General features: G+C 73.5%; 17 protein-coding genes. 8 read left to right on the top strand and 9 right to left on the bottom strand.

Annotated elements, in window-relative coordinates; all coding sequences use genetic code 11:
* Positions 1–25 precede the first annotated feature (25 nt).
* Together ACFZBX_RS01195 and ACFZBX_RS01190 are read left to right on the top strand one after the other, a co-directional pair.
* Complete coding sequence (locus tag ACFZBX_RS01195) at positions 26–193, top strand: hypothetical protein (protein ID WP_391530643.1); 168 nt, start codon at positions 26–28, stop codon at positions 191–193.
* Positions 194–234: 41 nt separating this feature from the next.
* Positions 235–2568, top strand: coding sequence for an FxsB family cyclophane-forming radical SAM/SPASM peptide maturase (locus ACFZBX_RS01190; RefSeq protein WP_391530641.1), 2334 nt, complete (start codon positions 235–237; stop codon positions 2566–2568).
* Here ACFZBX_RS01190 and ACFZBX_RS01185 read toward each other — a convergent pair.
* The 3 genes from ACFZBX_RS01185 to ACFZBX_RS01175 form a co-directional block, all read right to left on the bottom strand.
* Entirely contained in the window at positions 2552–3082 is a 531-nt protein-coding gene (locus tag ACFZBX_RS01185; RefSeq protein WP_391530639.1) for a peptidylprolyl isomerase, read from the bottom strand. The genes ACFZBX_RS01190 and ACFZBX_RS01185 overlap by 17 nt on opposite strands.
* Positions 3083–3205: 123 nt before the next feature.
* Complete coding sequence (locus tag ACFZBX_RS01180) at positions 3206–3400, bottom strand: DUF397 domain-containing protein (protein ID WP_391530637.1); 195 nt, start codon at positions 3398–3400, stop codon at positions 3206–3208.
* Between the two features lie 2 nt (positions 3401–3402).
* Entirely contained in the window at positions 3403–4308 is a 906-nt protein-coding gene (locus ACFZBX_RS01175) for a helix-turn-helix domain-containing protein (protein ID WP_391530635.1), read from the bottom strand.
* Between the two features lie 232 nt (positions 4309–4540).
* Between ACFZBX_RS01175 and ACFZBX_RS01170 the strand changes: the two genes are divergently transcribed.
* A complete protein-coding gene (locus ACFZBX_RS01170; RefSeq protein ID WP_391530634.1) occupies positions 4541–4795 on the top strand; it encodes an ATP-binding protein in 255 nt (84 codons plus the stop codon).
* A 204-nt stretch (positions 4796–4999) separates the two neighbouring features.
* The gene (locus ACFZBX_RS01165) at positions 5000–5962 is read left to right on the top strand and encodes a 2-hydroxyacid dehydrogenase (RefSeq protein ID WP_391530632.1); all 963 of its coding nucleotides are present in this window, start codon (positions 5000–5002) and stop codon (positions 5960–5962) included.
* Here the strand turns inward: ACFZBX_RS01165 and ACFZBX_RS01160 are convergent.
* From ACFZBX_RS01160 to ACFZBX_RS01145, 4 genes are all read right to left on the bottom strand, one after another.
* On the bottom strand, positions 5959–6270 hold the full coding sequence (locus ACFZBX_RS01160) for a DUF6980 family protein (protein WP_391530630.1): 312 nt from the start codon (positions 6268–6270) through the stop codon (positions 5959–5961). The two genes, ACFZBX_RS01165 and ACFZBX_RS01160, sit on opposite strands and share 4 nt — an antisense overlap.
* Positions 6267–6803, bottom strand: coding sequence for a GNAT family N-acetyltransferase (locus tag ACFZBX_RS01155; RefSeq protein WP_391530629.1), 537 nt, complete (start codon positions 6801–6803; stop codon positions 6267–6269). Before ACFZBX_RS01155 ends, ACFZBX_RS01160 begins: the two co-directional genes overlap by 4 nt.
* Positions 6804–6916: 113 nt before the next feature.
* The gene (locus ACFZBX_RS01150; protein WP_391530627.1) at positions 6917–7864 is read right to left on the bottom strand and encodes a DUF4231 domain-containing protein; all 948 of its coding nucleotides are present in this window, start codon (positions 7862–7864) and stop codon (positions 6917–6919) included.
* A gap of 295 nt (positions 7865–8159) precedes the next feature.
* Positions 8160–8924, bottom strand: coding sequence for an SIS domain-containing protein (locus ACFZBX_RS01145; RefSeq protein WP_391530625.1), 765 nt, complete (start codon positions 8922–8924; stop codon positions 8160–8162).
* A 221-nt stretch (positions 8925–9145) separates the two neighbouring features.
* On the opposite strand from ACFZBX_RS01145, the gene ACFZBX_RS01140 reads away from it, so the two are divergent.
* The gene (locus tag ACFZBX_RS01140; protein WP_391530624.1) at positions 9146–9838 is read left to right on the top strand and encodes a metal-dependent transcriptional regulator; all 693 of its coding nucleotides are present in this window, start codon (positions 9146–9148) and stop codon (positions 9836–9838) included.
* 489 nt (positions 9839–10327) lie between these two features.
* On the opposite strand, the gene ACFZBX_RS01135 is transcribed toward ACFZBX_RS01140, so the two are convergent.
* Positions 10328–11026: a bifunctional DNA primase/polymerase gene (locus ACFZBX_RS01135; RefSeq protein ID WP_391531032.1), complete on the bottom strand. Its 699-nt coding sequence runs from the start codon at positions 11024–11026 to the stop codon at positions 10328–10330.
* 336 nt (positions 11027–11362) lie between these two features.
* On the opposite strand from ACFZBX_RS01135, the gene ACFZBX_RS01130 reads away from it, so the two are divergent.
* On the top strand, positions 11363–12739 hold the full coding sequence (locus ACFZBX_RS01130) for a transcriptional regulator (RefSeq protein WP_380756585.1): 1377 nt from the start codon (positions 11363–11365) through the stop codon (positions 12737–12739).
* Positions 12740–12937: 198 nt separating this feature from the next.
* The gene (locus ACFZBX_RS01125) at positions 12938–14020 is read left to right on the top strand and encodes a hypothetical protein (protein ID WP_391530622.1); all 1083 of its coding nucleotides are present in this window, start codon (positions 12938–12940) and stop codon (positions 14018–14020) included.
* Positions 14021–14146: 126 nt separating this feature from the next.
* On the opposite strand, the gene ACFZBX_RS01120 is transcribed toward ACFZBX_RS01125, so the two are convergent.
* On the bottom strand, positions 14147–15445 hold the full coding sequence (locus ACFZBX_RS01120) for an ABC transporter substrate-binding protein (RefSeq protein ID WP_391530621.1): 1299 nt from the start codon (positions 15443–15445) through the stop codon (positions 14147–14149).
* 174 nt (positions 15446–15619) lie between these two features.
* Here ACFZBX_RS01120 and ACFZBX_RS01115 point away from each other — a divergent pair, with 174 nt between their 5' ends.
* Positions 15620–16135 (top strand): hypothetical protein, encoded by a 516-nt coding sequence (locus ACFZBX_RS01115; RefSeq protein ID WP_391530619.1) that lies wholly within the window; start codon positions 15620–15622, stop codon positions 16133–16135.
* The last annotated feature ends 143 nt before the right edge of the window (positions 16136–16278 follow it).

Genomic DNA, 16278 nt, shown 5'->3' with positions numbered 1-16278 from the left:
GCATCGGCCGAGAGGGAGTTGAGGCATGGAACCGGACATCCCGGTGGAGCAGGACGGGGCGCGCGGCGCCGCCGAGCGGCCCGCGCTGGCGGAGCTGGCGAAGGTCGACGCGGGTGAACTGGCCCGGGGGCTCGAACTGGCCTTGCCGGGAGCGGGCGCCCGGTCGGTCGCGGCGTTCAATTCAGGTATCTGAGAACACGATTGGTAGGCGTCCGGCCTTGGAAACGTGCCGTCATGACGTCTCCTCCGCCGCCGTTCACGCAGGTCGTGCTGAAGGTCCACAGCCGGTGCGACCTCGCCTGCGACCACTGCTACGTCTACGAGCACGCCGACACCGGCTGGCGGTCCCGGCCGCGCGTCGTCGGGGACGCCGTGCTGGCGAGAGCCGCCGAGCGGATCGGGGAGCACGCCGTCGCGCACGGGCTGACGGCGGTGCGCGTCGTCCTGCACGGGGGTGAGCCGCTGCTGGCGGGGCCGGCGGTGATCCGGCGGGCGGTGGAGGCGCTGCGGGCCGCGCTGCCGGAGGTCTGCGAACCGGACCTGCGGGTGCACACCAACGGGGTGCGGCTGAGCGCGGCGTACTGCGAGCTGTTCGACGAACTCGGCGTGCGGGTCGGCCTCTCGTTGGACGGCGACCGGGCCGCCAACGACCGCCACCGGCGGTTCGCGGACGGGCGCTCCAGCCATCCGCAGGTGCTGCGGGCGGTCGGGCTGCTGCGAGAGCCCCGGTTCCGGCACCTGTACGCGGGGCTGCTCTGCACCGTCGACGTGGCGAACGACCCGGCGGCCGTCTACCGGGCGCTCGCCGAACTGGAGCCCCCGGCCGTCGACTTCCTGCTCCCGCACGCCACCTGGGAGCGGCCGCCGTCCCGGCCCGCCGAACTCGGCCCGACCTCGTACGCGGACTGGCTGCTGGCCGTGCACGCGAGGTGGGAGGCGGACGGCCGCCCGTTCGCCGTCCGCACCTTCGACTCGGTGCACCGCACCCTGTCCGGGCTGCCCGGGCTGGGCGAGGCGCTCGGCCTCGAACCGGTGGACCTGGTGGTGCTGGAGACGGACGGCGCGTACGAGCAGGCGGACAGCCTGCGGACGGCGTACGACGGCGCGCCCGCCACCGGGATGGACGTCTTCCGGCACAGCCTCGACGACGTCCTGCGGCACCCGGGGATGGCCGCCCGGCAGGCGGGCCCGGCCGGGCTGAACGCCGTCTGCCGGGCCTGCCCGGTGGTGCGGTCGTGCGGCGGTGGCCTGTACGCGCACCGCTACCGGGAGGGCTCCTTCGACCACCCCTCGGTGTACTGCGCGGACCTGCGGGTACTCATCGACGGGCTGGCGGCGCGGGCGGGCACCGCCGCACGGGCTGTTCCACCGCCCGTGGACGTAGCCGGGCCGGGGCTCACCGATTCGCAACTCGGCGAACTGGCGCTCGGATTGGGCGGACCGGAGACCGTCCGCGCGCTGGCCCGTTCGCAACTCGCGCTCACCCGGGCGATGCTGGCCGCCGTGCACGGCTCGGCGGGGCTGGCGCGCTCGGCGGCCTGGGAGCTGCTGGCGGAGCTCGACGCGGCCGAACCCGCCGCTGTGGACGCGGTGCTGGCCCACCCGTACGTCCGGGCCTGGGCGGCGCGACGGCTGAGCGGCGACCCGGGCGCGGGCCTCGGCCCGCTGGCCGAACTGGCCGCTTCCGCCGCCGTCCTGGCGGGTCGCGGCGACACGGTGACGGTGCCGGTCCGCGACGGGGTCCTGCATCTGCCGACCCTCGGCCGGCTCGTACTGGGCAGGGGTGTTCGGGAGGCACTGATCACCGGCGGTCCGACGGGCTGGACAGCGTGCACCGACGACGGTGCGCTCACCGGTCCGGGTGATCCGCGCTGGCAGCCGGTCCGCCGGATCGGGGCGATGGCGCTGGAGGACGTGGATCCGCAACGGGCCGTCCACCGCTGGCCGGTGGCGGACCGGCTGTCCTCGGCCGCATACACGGGCTGGGCGCACGACCTGCGGACGGCCACCCGCCTGCTGGACCTTGAACTACCGGACTACGCAGTCGGGTTGCGGGCCGGCCTGACCACCGTCACACCACTGCGCCCCGGCCCGGACGGCCGGGACCTCAGCTCGGCGGCCCGGCAGGCCTTCGGCGCGGTCGCCGTCGCCCGCCCGCGTGATGCGTCGACGCTGGCGCTGCTGCTGGTGCACGAGTTCCAGCACGTGAAGCTGGGCGCGGTGCTGGACCGGGTCGAGCTGTACGACCGGGGCGACACCCGGCTGTTCGAGGCCTTCGGGCTCTCGCCGAGACCGATCGGCTCACTGTTCCAGGCCGTGTACGCGCACCTGGCGGTCACGGCCTTCTGGGGCACCCGGGCGGCCGACGGACCACCGTCGGCCCGGGCCCGTTTCGCGCACTGGCGCGGCCTGACCGACGAGGCGGTGGACCTGCTCGCCGACAGCGGAGCCCTGACCCCACTGGGAGAGCGATTCGCCGCCGGGGCGCGGCAGTCGGTCGACCTCTGGCTGCTCCCGCACGCGTCGCGGGAGCAGCCAGGAGAGCGTCCACTCAGACGCGCTCGATGATGACGGATTCGAGGACGACATCTGTGGTGGGGCGGTCGTTGCGCCCGGTTTCGACCTTCGCGATCTCGTCGACGACACCCGCGCCCTGGACGACCTCGCCGAAGATCGTGTGCTTGCCGTTGAGGTGCGGGGTGGGGGCGACGGTGATGAAGAACTGGGAGCCGTTGGTGCCCTTGCCCGCTTGGATGCCGGCGTTGGCCATGGCCAGCAGATAGGGCCGGTTGAAGACCAGGTCCGGGTGGATCTCGTCGTCGAACTTGTACCCCGGCCCGCCGACACCCTGCCCGAGGGGGTCCCCGCCCTGGATCATGAACCCTTCGATCACCCGGTGGAAGATCGTCCCGTCGTACAGCTTGGCGGTGGTCTTCTCCCCGCTCTCGGGATGCACCCACTCCCGCGTCCCTTCGGCGAGTTCGACGAAGTTCTCGACCGTCTTGGGCGCGTGGTCGGGAAACAGGCGGACCTTGATGGTGCCGTGGTTGGTCTTGAGCGTGGCGATGAGGTTCTCGGTCATGGCTTGCCCTTCCGGGGATAGGTCGAGGTCGGACCCAGCCTGCCGCCCCGGCCCGCCGCCAAGGCGCACATCAGCCGTGGAATCACCCGAACGGGCGTTGCGGCAGCCCGGGGGCGTCGGCGGTCAGCGGGTGTGGTGGTCGAACCTGCCGGCCTTGGTGGCCTGGAGGCAGGCGGCGAGCTGGGCCTTCATGATGGCTATGACAGCGGTGGGGTCGTCGGACTCGCGGATGTGGACGAGGTCGCCGTCGGAGGCGATCTCCACGCAGTCCATGTTCTCCCCGCTGTAAGTCGACTTCTGCCAGTTGAGCTGCTTCACGGCTACCTCCCCAGGAGTTTGTAACGGACGTGCTGGATCATGCCCCACGAGTCCCGAAAGGCGGGTGATGGCCCAGGTGCGCTGCTGTCCAGGGGTGGGAGGGCCATGCCCTTGATCCGGTCGAACTTCCGGCGGAACGCGGCCACTCCCTCGGGATCTCCCAGGAAAGTCCCGCCGTGTGGATCCTCCAGTACAACGGTGTCCAAGCGGGAATGCGGTCCGTGCATCAGCATGAACGCCGTGTCGGTCGATGCATAGACCGTGCAGTCGAACGGGAGGATCTGGACTGTCACGTTGGGCAGATGGGCCATCTCGACCAGGTGGTTCAACTGGTCTCGCATGACGGCCGGACCGCCGTACATCATGTGCAGCGCCGCCTCGTGGATCACAGCGTGGAAGGGCTGAGGGTTCTCCCCGGTGAGCACCTGCTGGCGTTGGCGCCGGAACTCGACCTTCTTCTCGGCGTATTCGTGGATCACCTCGCTGTATGTCTTGGTCTGGAGGAGGCCGGGGATCAGGTGCGTCTGGTAGTTGCTGAACGAGTCGGCGGCGGCCTCGAACTCGGCCAGATCGAGGGCGCCCGGTACGACATGGGTCCGGTACTCGCTCCACCAGCCTTTGCCGGTGCTCTGGCACATGGCGGCCATGCCGGCCCGGTAGTCGGGGTCGGTCATGCCGCAGACGTCGAGCCATACGTGCAACCGTTCGATGTTGAGGCTCAACCGCCCGGCCTCCGTGTGGCTGACGGCAGGGCCCTTCATCCCCATCAGCTCGCCGATCTCCGGGCCGGACATGCCAGTGGCCTCGCGTACGCGACGAAGTTCCTCGCCGAAGCGGCGTTGGCGTTCGCTGATGACGCCCCTGAGTCCCATGTTCGTCACCTCTCGTCCGGATGGCTGGTCGCTCACAGGCAGTGTAGGGGTGATCGCAGAGGGTGTTGCAAAAATGGATCGAGGTCAATTACAGTCGTGGCAGCCAAGCATCCAATGGGTTGTCAGTAACGTCCAACCCAAGGGCAGTTGGTACCGGCTGCCCGGGCACCGAAGAGCACTCGCATGCGGCGCCTCCAGTCCCGCTGCGGGCTTGTTCACGGCGACAGACCCCAAGGTGTGCCCCCTCTACACCGCAGGGAGTTTCCCCGTGTGTATCCCCAACCTCAACTCCCCCTCCCTCACCCTCGCCCGGCAGTCGTTGCGCGACGCGATGGCGCGCGCCGGGTGGGGCGATGACCGTATCTTCGACGCCGAGCTCGCGCTCGCCGAGCTGATCGTCAACGCCTGGCGGCACGGTTGCACCGCCGCGCCCGTCGTCTTGGTCGTCATCATCGGCAACACCGTCCGGGTCTCGGTCGGCGACGAGAGCCACACCCTCCCCGAACAGCGCGGACCCCTCTAACTCGCCGAGTGCGGGCGGGGCCTCCAGCTCGTCGAAGGGCTCACCCACCGGTGGGGCGCGGATCCGCAGAAGAGAGGCAAGCTCGTCTGGTTCGAGCTGGACTCGGCCGCGTGACGGCCGGCGAGGCCCGGCGAACGCAGGTGCCATAGATGGCACCTGGCCCCTCGCCCGGCCCGGTGAGGGGGCGGAGCGTAGATTCGGGCCATGAACGAGCAGCCCCCGGTCCTGGTCACCCGTCGTCTCGCGCCCGGTGTCGTCGAACGGCTCACCGCGCACCACGCCGCCACCGTGCACGACTCCGACCTGCCGATGGCGCGCGCCGACCTCCTGGCCGCCGTTCGCGGCCGGAAGGCCCTGGTCACCACCCTGGACGACCGGGTGGACGCCGAACTCCTCGACGCCGCCGGCCCCGGTCTCGCGATCGTCGCCAACCACGCCGTGGGCCACCACAACATCGACAAGGCCGCCTGCGCCGATCGCGGCATCCCGGTCACCAACACCCCCGGCGTGCTGACCGCCGCCACCGCCGACATGGCCTGGGCCCTCCTCCTCGCCGCCACCCGCCGCCTCGGCGAGGGCGAGCGCCTGCTGCGCTCGGGCGAGACCTGGGCGTGGGCGCCGAACTTCCTGCTCGGCATGGAGCTGACCGGCACCCCGCTGGGCATCCTCGGCATGGGCCGGATCGGCCGGGCGGTGGCCCGCCGGGCGCGCGGCTTCGACATGCCGGTCCGCTACCACAACCGCACTCCCCTCCCGCCCGAGCAGGCCGACGGCGCCGAGTGGCTGCCGCTGGACGACCTGCTCGCCACCTCCCCCGTCCTGGTGGTCACCTGCCCGCTCGGCGACGCCACCCGCCACCTGCTGGACGCCCGCCGGCTCGCCCTGCTGCCGCCCGGCGCGGTGGTGGTCTCGATGACCGCCGGCGTCGTCGACGAGGTGGCGCTCGCCGCCGCACTGGAGTCCGGCGCGCTGTTCGCCGCCGCCGTCGACAACTTCGAGCACGAGCCCGCCGTCCCGTCCGCCCTCCTCGCCCAGGACCGCGCCGTCCTCGCCCCGCACCTGGGCAGCGCCACCGTCCGCACCCGCCAGGCCATGGGCGACCTCGCGGTCGACAACGTCCTCGCCGTCCTCTCCGGCAAGGCCCCGGTCACCCCCGTGGCCCGTTAGGAGCCCGGATCGGCGAGCCAGGTCCCGTCCTCGAACTCGGCGGGGACCTCGTCCTCCCACGGGTCGATCCCGCGCCGCTCCAGCTCCTCGAACCAGCGGTCCCGCCGGGACTCGGGAAGGCGCCGTCCGCACCAGGGGCAGAAGGCGATCCCGATGACCGCGGTGCTGCCGTCGTGGACGATCGGCCCGTACTCCCGGAACCCGGCGCTGAAGTGCATCAGCGTGTCCGGGCAGTCGAAGGGGTCGTCGTGCCGGCCGCAGTGCTGGTTCAGCTGCTCCGTCATCGACTCGCAGCAGTGGTCGCTCATGGACGGCGTGACGGGGGCCGCAGGCCGAGCCACTGTTCGGCGCCCCAGGCCTCGAAGCGCTCCACCTCGGTGAACCCCAGCTTCGCGGCGAGGCGCATCGAGGCGAGGTTGGCGGACTGGGTGGTGAGCACCACCGGTTCGCCGGGGAGGGCGTCGTCGAGCCAGCCGAGCGCCGCCGCGCACGCCTCGGCGGCGTATCCGAAGCCCCATGCCCGGGGCAGGAACAGGTAGCCGAGGTCGGCCTTCCCCGCGGCGGCCGGGCGGCGGTGCCCGGTCGCCCTCCTGAGCAGGATCTGGCCGATCATCGCCCCGTCGAGCTCGACGACGAAGCTCCCCGGCCACCGCTCGGGCACCTCGGGCGTCTCGTGTTCGAGCTCGTCACGCGGGCGCGGGCCGCCGAGGTAGGTGTGCACCTCCGGTGAGGCCAGCAGGTCGATGAACGCCGCGCGGTCCCTCGCCTCGGGCTCGCGGAGCACGAGGCGCTCGGTCCTGATCGGCTGAGGCGGCCAGGCCGCCGGTCCCAGATTGTCCATCCGAGCACGCTAACAGGTGGTCAGATCGTCCTACTGGGACCGTTGTCGATGGCGTACCCGCCTGCGCAGGACCGCCCTGGACCGCCCTGGACCGCCTCCCTCCGGCCCGCCGTTCAGTGGTCGCGCTCGGCGGAGCCGTTGACCTCGCGGCGGGCCTGCCAGGTGGTGTGCTCGCGGGAGACGGCGTCCTCGGCGTCGCGGGAGAGGCGGGCCCAGAGCTCCTCGGCGTCGGGGGAGCCGACGTCCAGTCGGGCCAGCTGGGCGCGGATCTGGGCCAGTTCGTCGGCGGCCAGGCCGTAGGCGGCGGCGAGCGGGCGGTACTGGCGCAGCTGGGCCCAGGCGGTGACCGACGCGGCGACGGCGGAGACGGTGCCGAGCGCGTCGAAGGAGAACTCGCCCATCGCCCGCAGCACCGCGAGCACCAGGCCGAGCAGCGGCAGCCCGACGCCGGCCACGCCGGTCCAGAACCCGGCGCGGGCGCAGTAGCGGGACTTCGACCGGTACCAGTCCTGTTGCACCTGGATCCGCTCGCGCAGGTAGACGTCCCGGCGGACGGTGAGGGGCTGCTCGCGCAGGCCTCGCATCGCCGCGGTTATCTGGCTCTCGGCCGGCCGGCCGGCCAGGCCGGCGCCGACCGCGCGGCTGCCCCGGAAGGCGTGCAGCACCCGGCCGAGCTGGAGGCCGTACAGCCCCTCGGCGTCCGGCAGCGGGCGCGGGGGCGGCTGGACGGCGTCGGCGCGGACGGCGAACTTCCAGGCGAGGGTCTTCACCGACTCGGCGGCGGCCCGGCCCTCGTACCAGAGGCCCTGCGGGTTCTGCCGGCTGGTCACGGCGGACAGGGCGATCGCGCCGAGGTAGGCCACCGCGGCGAGCCAGGACCACACCGTGCCGTCGGCGGAGCCGGCCGTGGCGGCCGCGACCAGCAGCACCAGTTCGGCGGCGGACAGCCGCACCGCCCTGGTCTGCCCCTGCTGGGAGGCCGAGTCGGCCGCCCAGAAGAGTTCCGGCAGCAGCTCGCGCTCCCGCACCACCCGGTCCGTCCCGCCCGTGCCCGACGTCATCCCGTTCCCCCGCTCGCAGCTCCGCCCGCCCCGGCGGTACCTGCCCCGGGAGGGGCCCCGGTACGCCTGGGACGGGGCCATCGGGATCATCGGGGCCATCGGGCCGGGGTGGGGCCGCGGGGCGCGTGGCCCCGGGGTGGGGCGCGCCGGGCCGGGCGTGCTGCGGTTCGGCGGCGGGGCGCGGTCGGCCCCGCCGCCGGGTGGGCGGGTGCGGTGTCCACGCCGGTCGGCCGGCTGGCGTAGGCCGACCGGTACCGGTCGGCCGCGCCGGGGTACGGCGGACGGCGGGGCGGGGTCAGAAGGTGTAGAAGATCCGCTCCGCGTTGTCGGACATCTGCTTGGCGTTCCACTCGGTGCCGCCGGGCACGTTGCCGGAGCGGAACAGGGGCGGGGTGGCGCCGGTGCCGGCCAGGGCGGCGTCGGCCAGGCGCTCCACCGCGGAGGCGACCACGGCCTGCATCAGGGCGCTGGTGACGATGGTGGAGACCGGGCCGAAGGTGGTCTCGGCGCCGGGGTGGGTCAGCTCGCCGTCACCGATCGCGATCTTGTTGTCCAGGACGACGTCGCAGTGGTCCTTGAGGTAGGTGCCCGACGGGTGCCCGGACGGGATCTCGCCGGGGTAGGCGAGCGAGGTCAGCCCGATCACCTTCATGCCCCGGCCCCGGGCGTGCTGGGCCAGCTCGACCGGCATCACCTGGCGGCCGGAGAGCGAGATGAGGAACAGCAGGTCACCGCTGGTGGCGGGGGTGTGGTCGAGGGCGGCGGTGGCGAGTCCCGAGACCCGTTCCAGGGCGCTGGACAGCGGCGCCGGCATCACGGTGACCCCGGCCATCCCGGGGACCTCCAGCAGGTTCATCGGCACCAGGCCTCCCGCCCGGTAGACGACGTCCTGGGCGGCGAGCGAGGAGTGGCCGGCGCCGAAGGTGAAGATCCTGTGCCCTTCGGTGATCGCCTCGGCCAGCAGGGCGGCGGCCGCCTCGATGTTCTCCGCCTCCTCGGTGCGGACCCGCTGGAGGTGCGCGATCGCGGCGTCGAAGTACCGGCCGACCAGCTCGCTCATCTGTTGCCTTCGCTCTCTGCCGGTGGGGGATCCGGCCGGGTGGGGGCGGGCCGGGGTGGTCCGGCCGCGGGGGAGGAAGCTACGGCCAGCACCGTGCTGCCTCACCGGCGCCGCTGTCAACAGGCGGGAAAACCCGCCCCCCGCGCCCTGCGACGGGCCCGGTAGTCGGTGCGGTAGGTCAGAATTGGCGATGAGGACACCGAGGAACGGAGCCAGCGGCGATGTCTGGGCTGATCGACACCACTGAGATGTACCTTCGCACCATCCTGGAGCTGGAGGAGGAGGGCATCACCCCGATGCGCGCCCGGATCGCCGAGCGCCTGGAGCAGAGCGGTCCCACGGTCAGCCAGACGGTCGGCCGGATGGAACGCGACGGACTGCTGCGCGTCGCGGGCGACCGGCACCTGGAGCTGACCGAGGAGGGCCGCCGGCTCGCCGTGCGGGTGATGCGCAAGCACCGCATCGCCGAGTGCCTGCTGGTCGACGTGATCGGCCTGGAGTGGGAGCAGGTCCACGAGGAGGCCTGCCGCTGGGAGCACGTGATGAGCGAGACGGTCGAGCGCAAGGTGCTCGCCATGCTCGGCCACCCCACCCAGTCCCCGTACGGCAACCCGATCCCGGGGCTGGACGAGCTGGGCGACGCCAAGGCCGAGGGCGAGGGCTTCGACGCCGGGCTGGTCCCGCTGGACACCGTGACGCCGGGCGCGGACGGCGCCGACGTGGTGGTCCGCCGGATCGGCGAGCCGATCCAGACCGACGGCGACCTGATGCGCACGCTGCGCCGGGCCGGGGTCCGGCCGGGGTCGACGGTGCGGGTGAGCGCCGGGGTCGGCGGGGTGCTGGTGGGCACCGGCGACAACGCCGCCGAGCTGGGCAAGGACATCGCCGCGCACGTGTTCGTCGCGCAGGGCTGAGCGGGGCCGAGCACGGGAGGACGGCACGGCGGCGACCGACCGGTTGAGCAACGCCGGACGGGGCCGGGCGCTCCCCGCGCACCCGGCCCCGTCCGGCCCCTCCCGTTCCCTCCCGCCTTCCGTGGCACCGGCCTCCCCGAACCCGGCCGGTACCACGGCCCCGCCCTGTCCCTCCCGTCCCCTCCGTTCCCCTCCGGTCTCCCCTCCGTCCCTCCCGTCCGCCTCGCCCGGCTTCCCCGACCGAGCGCCCCGTCCGGCGTCCCCTCACGCTGGGAGTTCTCCCACTCGGACGATCAAGGCAATCCTTGAGCGCTGTCACTCGTACGAGGGGCTTTCGCCGTTGACCAGCGGGTACACCGAAGCCTTATCCGCACATGCGTATGACGGGCCCCGCCTCCGGTGGGAGACAAGGCCCGTCACTCGCGCGCGGGGTGTCGCGCGGGGCACGCCCTCACCCGATCGGCGTAGGGCGGCAGTCGGGGGAAGCGGTCAGCGCACCGCCTCGGGCAGGGCCGGCCAGGGCGTGGACGACGGCGCGTCGCGCCCGCAGGCGTAGGCCAGCGGGCCGATCAGCTCGGCGGCGTCCGGCAGCCAGCGTCCCCGCGCGGCGGGCGGCCGGGCCCACTGCGCGAAGCCGCCCGGGCCGACCCGGGACGGCGGGGCCACCGTCCAGTCGCCCTCGCCGCGGGCCACCAGGTCCAGCCGGCCGGGCGGCCACCCCAGCCTGCGGAGCAGCTCCGGCAGCCGGGCCGCCGCGCCGGGCAGCACCAGGAAGTGCAGCCGCCGGCCGGAACGGCCGGGTGCGGCCGGGACCACCACCACCGGGCCGAGCTGCAACCCCATCCGCTCCATCCGCGCCACCGCCAGGCAGCCGGCCACCTCCGGGACGTCCAGCACGTCGAAGGAGCGGCCGGTCGGCAGCAGGATCGACGCCCGCGGGTGCTCCGTCCACCAGCGCAGCACCGCGCCCGGCCCCGCGCTCGCCCGGCGCGCCCAGTCCGTGTCGATCGGGTGGGCACCGGGGAGGGCGCAGCGCCGGTCGCCGCAGGAGCAGCGCGCGGGCCCGTCGCAGTCGACCGGCCAGGCACCCGGGGCGACCTCCCAGTGGCAGGTCTCGGCGTAGCCGACGGCCGCGACGAGCAGCGGCGGCACTCCGGGGCCGGCACCCTGGCCGGGGGGATCGGGGATGGTGTCCACGGGGTGCTCAACTACCGTGCGTGAGCCGGGTTACGGGCGGGCCGGGCCCGCTGGGCCACCCGGGGGTGATTCACCCGAACCGGTGAGGCGGACCGTGCGGGAGCGCGCCGGGGGGAGGCGGGGTGGGCGCAGTGGGGGCGCACGGGAGCATTCTGCCGGGCGCGTGGGGGGTGGGGATCGTCACCGTGGGTATCCCGCTGGCGTTGCTGATCGCTAACCTGGTGTCAGTTTCCTTGAACGGTCGGACAGTCGGCAACTCGGCAACAGAGATCAGCAGAAAGCGTCGCCCGCCGGCCGGGACCGGAGGGTGTGGGGAGGCGAAGCCCAATGGCCGCGAGACCACTTGTCGCACGACAGCCCAACGAGCGTCTCCAGCAGCTGATCCAGGAGGCCAGCTGCTCCAACGCCGGTCTGGCACGGAGAGTCAACCTCTGCGGTGCCGAGCACGGTCTGGACCTGCGGTACGACAAGACCTCCGTCGCGCGTTGGCTTCGCGGCCAGCAGCCGAGGGGGCAGGCGCCGGCGGTGATCGCCGAGGCGCTGGGGCGCAAGCTGGGGCGCGGCGTGTCGGTCGAGGAGATCGGCATGGCCGACGGCAAGAACCTCAGCTCCGGCATCGGCCTGCAGTTCGCGCCGACGCTGGGCGCCGCGCTGGAGCAGGTCTGCGAGCTGTGGCGCAGCGACGTCGGCCGGCGGGACTTCCTGACCGGGGCGACGGTGGCGGCCTCCGCGCTGGTCGAACCCAGCCGGGACTGGCTGATCACCCCGCCCGACCCGGTGGTGGCCCGCACCGGCGGCACCCGGGTCGGCCCGACCGACGTCGCGGCCGTCAAGGCGACCACCGCGATGCTGGTCGACCTGGACCACCGGTTCGGCAGCGGGCACGTCCGCCCGGTGGTGGTGCACTACCTCAACAGCGTGGTCTCCGGGCTGCTCGGCGGCTCCTACCGGGACGAGACCGGACGTCAGCTCTTCGCCGCCGTCGCGCGGTTGACCGAGCTGGCGGGCTACATGGCGGTGGACACCGGCCAGCCGGGCCTGGCCCAGCGCTACTACATCCAGGCGCTGCGCCTGGCCCAGGCCGCCGACGACCGGGGCTACGGCGGGTACGTGCTGGCGGCCTCGATGAGCCACCTGGCGGCGACCCTGGGCAACCCCCGGGAGATCGCCCAGCTCGCCCGGGCCGCCCAGGAGGGCGCCCGGACGGTGGCCACCCCGACCGCGATGGCGATGTTCTACGCGGCCGAGGCGCGCGGGCACGCCCTGCTCGGCGACGCCAAGGCCTGCGAGGCGGTGGCCGCCAAGGCGCTGGAGATGATGGAGAAGCGCCGCCCGGAGGACGACCCGGACTGGATCGTGCACTTCGACGACGCCTACCTCGCCGACGAACTGGCCCACTGCCACCGGGACCTGGAGCAGGCCGGCCCGGCCGAGCACTACGCCCGGCGGGCGCTCGACCTGCACCCGCCGACCCGGGTGCGGCGCCGCGCGGTGGACCTCGTGCTGCTGGCGACGGCGCAGCTCCAGCAGCGCGACGTCGAACGGGCCTGCGAGACCGGGGCCCAGGCGGTCCGGCTGCTGAGCGGGCTGCGCTCCAACCGGGGCGTGGAGTACCTGGACGAGTTCCGGCGGCGGCTGGAGCCCTACCGGGAGCAGCGGGTGGTCCGCGAGTTCCAGGCCAGGGCGGAGGCGGAGGCGGCCTGAGCACGAGGCCGTCGAGGATTCCGTCGAGGAGGACGGCGGGGAGCGTGCAGGGTCGGTGAGGGACGGTCCGCCCACGTGGTCGGCCGGTTCGGTGAACCGGTAGCGTGGGCGCGACGTCCAAGGAACTGTGATGCTCCCAAGAACCGACGAGATGTGGTCCGCCGTCAGCGCGCGGTCGTGCACAGGTGAGGAATCGCGTTGAGCCAGCGCCGCTCGTACCCCAACTCGGGTGACTTCAACCTGGACGACCTGTTCCGCCCCGAGCCCGGTCAGCAGCCCGGCCCACCGCAGGGTCAGCAGCCGGTCCAGCCGCAGCAGCAGCCCGGCCCGCCGCCGCAGGGACAGCCGTACGGGCCTTACCCGGGGCAGCCGTCCGGGCAGCCGGAGTACCTCGGGGACAGCGCGCTTCCCACCCAGGCCATGCCGGTCCAGCCGTCCTGGGGCGGCGCCCCGCAGCCGGGCCACCCGGGCGACCCGGCCCAGGCGACCCAGTACCTGCCGCCGTACCCGGCCGCGGACCCGCAGGCGGTCGGCGGCTACCCGCCCGCGCAGCCGGGGTACGCCGACCGGCCCGCGCCGGGCTACCCGGAGCACCCGGGCGAGGCCCCGGCCGGGCGGGACGGCGGCCGCGGCGGCCGTTCCTCGTCCAGGCTGCTGATCGGCGGTGTGGTGGCCGGCGGCGTGGCGGCGGCCATCCTGGTCGCGGTGCTGCTGAACGGCGACGACGAGGCCGGCACCGAGAAGCAGGCCGCTCCCGTTGCCACCGGCAGCGGTACGGCCGCCGCCGCCACCGCGACGCAGAGCGCCGGCCCGACCACCGCCTCGGTCAACCCGGAGGTCAAGGCCCAGGCCCAGGCGCTGTCCGACCTGCTCGGCACCGCCAACGACAGCCGGCAGGCCGTGATCGGCGCGGTCGCCTCGGTGCAGAAGTGCGACAGACTGCCGGAGTCGCAGCAGGCGCTGACCGCCGCGGCCGGCCAGCGCAGGGAGCTCCAATCCAAGCTGGCCGGGCTGAAGACCGACAAGCTGCCCAACGGCTCGCAGCTGGTGGAGCAGCTGAACGCGGCGTGGACGGCGTCGGCGACCGCCGACGACGAGTACGCGGCCTGGGCGGGGGACGCCCAGGGCGGCTGCGACCCGAAGAAGAACGACAACCAGCACTACAAGAACGCCGTCGCCGCGAGCGGCACCGCCACCACCGCCAAGAAGCAGGCGGCCGGGCTCTGGAACACCGTCGCCGGCCAGACCGGCCTGCCGACCCGCACCGACGGCGACCTCTGATCCCGGCACGGTCCGGGACAGACGCTGACGGAAGAGACGCTCAGGGGACAGACGCTCAGGGGACAGACGCTGACGGGACACGGCGAAGGGCCCGACCGGTGCGGCCGGGCCCTTCGGAACCGCGGATCAGGCCGGCGGCCTGCCCCCGGTGAGCACCCAGCGCACGTCCACGAAGCCGGGCCGCTGCAGGGTGAGCTGCCCGCCCTTCACCTCCTGGTAGGTGACCCAGGTGTTCACCAGCCGGGGCGACTCGGTGCTCGCCAGCATGTTGGTGGTCGCCCAGTTCAGCGGCGGGGTGAGCCCCACGTCGATCTGCTCGCCGCTGTCCAGCAGCGCGGTGATCGTCTTGCTGGAGAGCGGGCGCCCGGCCGCGGCCAGCCGGTCGGCGACCTGGCGGAACACCTCGAAGGCCACCCAGGTGGTCTGCACCCCGGGGTCGGCGGCGTCGATGTGCCGGCCGGCCGTGTTGGAGCGGATCACCGCGCGCAGGCCGTCCCAGATCTTGGCCGACTCCGGCGGGTACCAGCCGGTCACGAAGGCGCCGGCGAGCGGGCCGGCGTCGCCGCCGGTGGAGTCGACCACCGACTGCTGCACGCTGCCGATCACCGAGGCGATCCGGGTGTTCTTGGCGCCGGTCCGGCGGAAGGCGTCGAGCAGGTTGCCGGTCGGCTCGGCGCCCAGCGCGCTGGTGACGCAGTTGCCCGGCTGGTCGCCGCCGATCGCCTTGCGGGCCACCGGCGAGTAGTCGTTGGACTTCTCCGGGGCCTTGACGTCCAGCAGCTTGATCCCGGCCGGCTTGAGCGCGTTGCCCAGGTAGCCGAGCAGGTTGTCGCCGGCCGGGGTGTCCGGGCGGATCAGTGAGACCGCCTTGCAGCCGGCCTCCACCAGCTGCCGGCCGCTGCCGCCGATCAGGGCCGGCATGCCGCCGCCCACGGGGTAGGACAGCGGGCTGCTGAACTCCAGCTGGGACAGGCCGTAGCCGCCGATCAGCGGGATCCCGGCCCGCTCCAGGACGGGCATGAAGTCGTCGCCGTACTGGCTGTAGGAGCCGAGCACCGCGACCGCCTTGGCGTCCGCGGCCTGCTGCGCGCAGGCCTTGGCGCCGTCGGCGGTGTTGTGCTCGTTGCAGGTGATCACCCGCAGTTGGCGACCGTGCAGGCCGCCCTTGGCGTTGACGTCCCGGCCGATGGCCTCGGCCAGGTCGGTCATCCCGGGGCGGTCGGCCGAGCCGGTGCCGGACGGCGCCCAGGTCATCACGGTGAGTTCGCCGCTGCCGGTGGCGGCATCGGCCGGTCCGCCGCACGCGGAGGCCGAGAAGAGGGTTGGGAGCAACGCGGCGACGGTCGCCGCTGCGGCGATCGGGCGCCGGCGGCGCCGTCCCGCGATCGGGTGCATGGCCTGGGACGAGCCCCTACGGCTGGTCATCGGTCTTTCCCTCCCTGGGCGCTGTGCTGCGCACCGGTTCCAGCCAATCCCCGGCGCCGCAAGCCGAGAGGGCCGTCCAGCCAACAGCCGGCAAACGGGGGCGGAACTCCGAGGGGGAACGCGTGTAGATCGGGAGTGGAGTACGAACGGTGGGGGAACGTACGATCGTTCACCATGTCCGCCAGCACAGAATCTTCGTATCGGTCTGCCCGAAACCCTTCTCGTCCGGGCCACCGCTCCAGCACGATGGGCGGCATGCCGCTCAACGACCTGCCCTGGTGGCGCTGGCGGGCCCGACTCCGCTCGGCGCTGCACATGCTCTCCGACCCCGGGTTCCAGCGGGACGCCTGGCTGGCCGGCCGCGACGAGTACGGCGACGTCACCGACGCCGTCTACCGTCTGGTCGAGGACACCTGGCTGGACCGCTGGTCGGCCGAGAAGTACGTCGGCACGATCTTCCGGGACTCCGCCGAGGCCACCCTGGTGGACGTCGCGGTGCTGCGGGTGGTGCGGATCCTGCACGAGGTCGGCGCGGACGCCCCGACCTCCGCGTACCTGGAGCACCACGGGTGGCCGGAGGCGGTCAGGGCGGCCCGCGAGGCGCACGTCAAGCTGGCCGTCAGCGACGGCGAGGACCCGGACGCGCCGCCGCGCTCGCTGGACGTGCTGCGGATCCTGACCCGGGTCTGACCCGGGTCAGGATCCGGGTCCGAGCGGGGCGGCGCCCAGGCCCTGGGCGGCCCGTCCCGCAGTGCGGGCAGCCGGAGGGGGGCCTCCCGGAGTGTGACACGCTGGAGCATTCACACCAGCACGAGCTCAGGACGGGATACCCC

It is taken from the genome of Kitasatospora sp. NPDC008115 (assembly GCF_042957205.1).
Classification (GTDB): domain Bacteria; phylum Actinomycetota; class Actinomycetes; order Streptomycetales; family Streptomycetaceae; genus Kitasatospora.
This window is presented reverse-complemented; position numbering and strand designations above follow the sequence as displayed.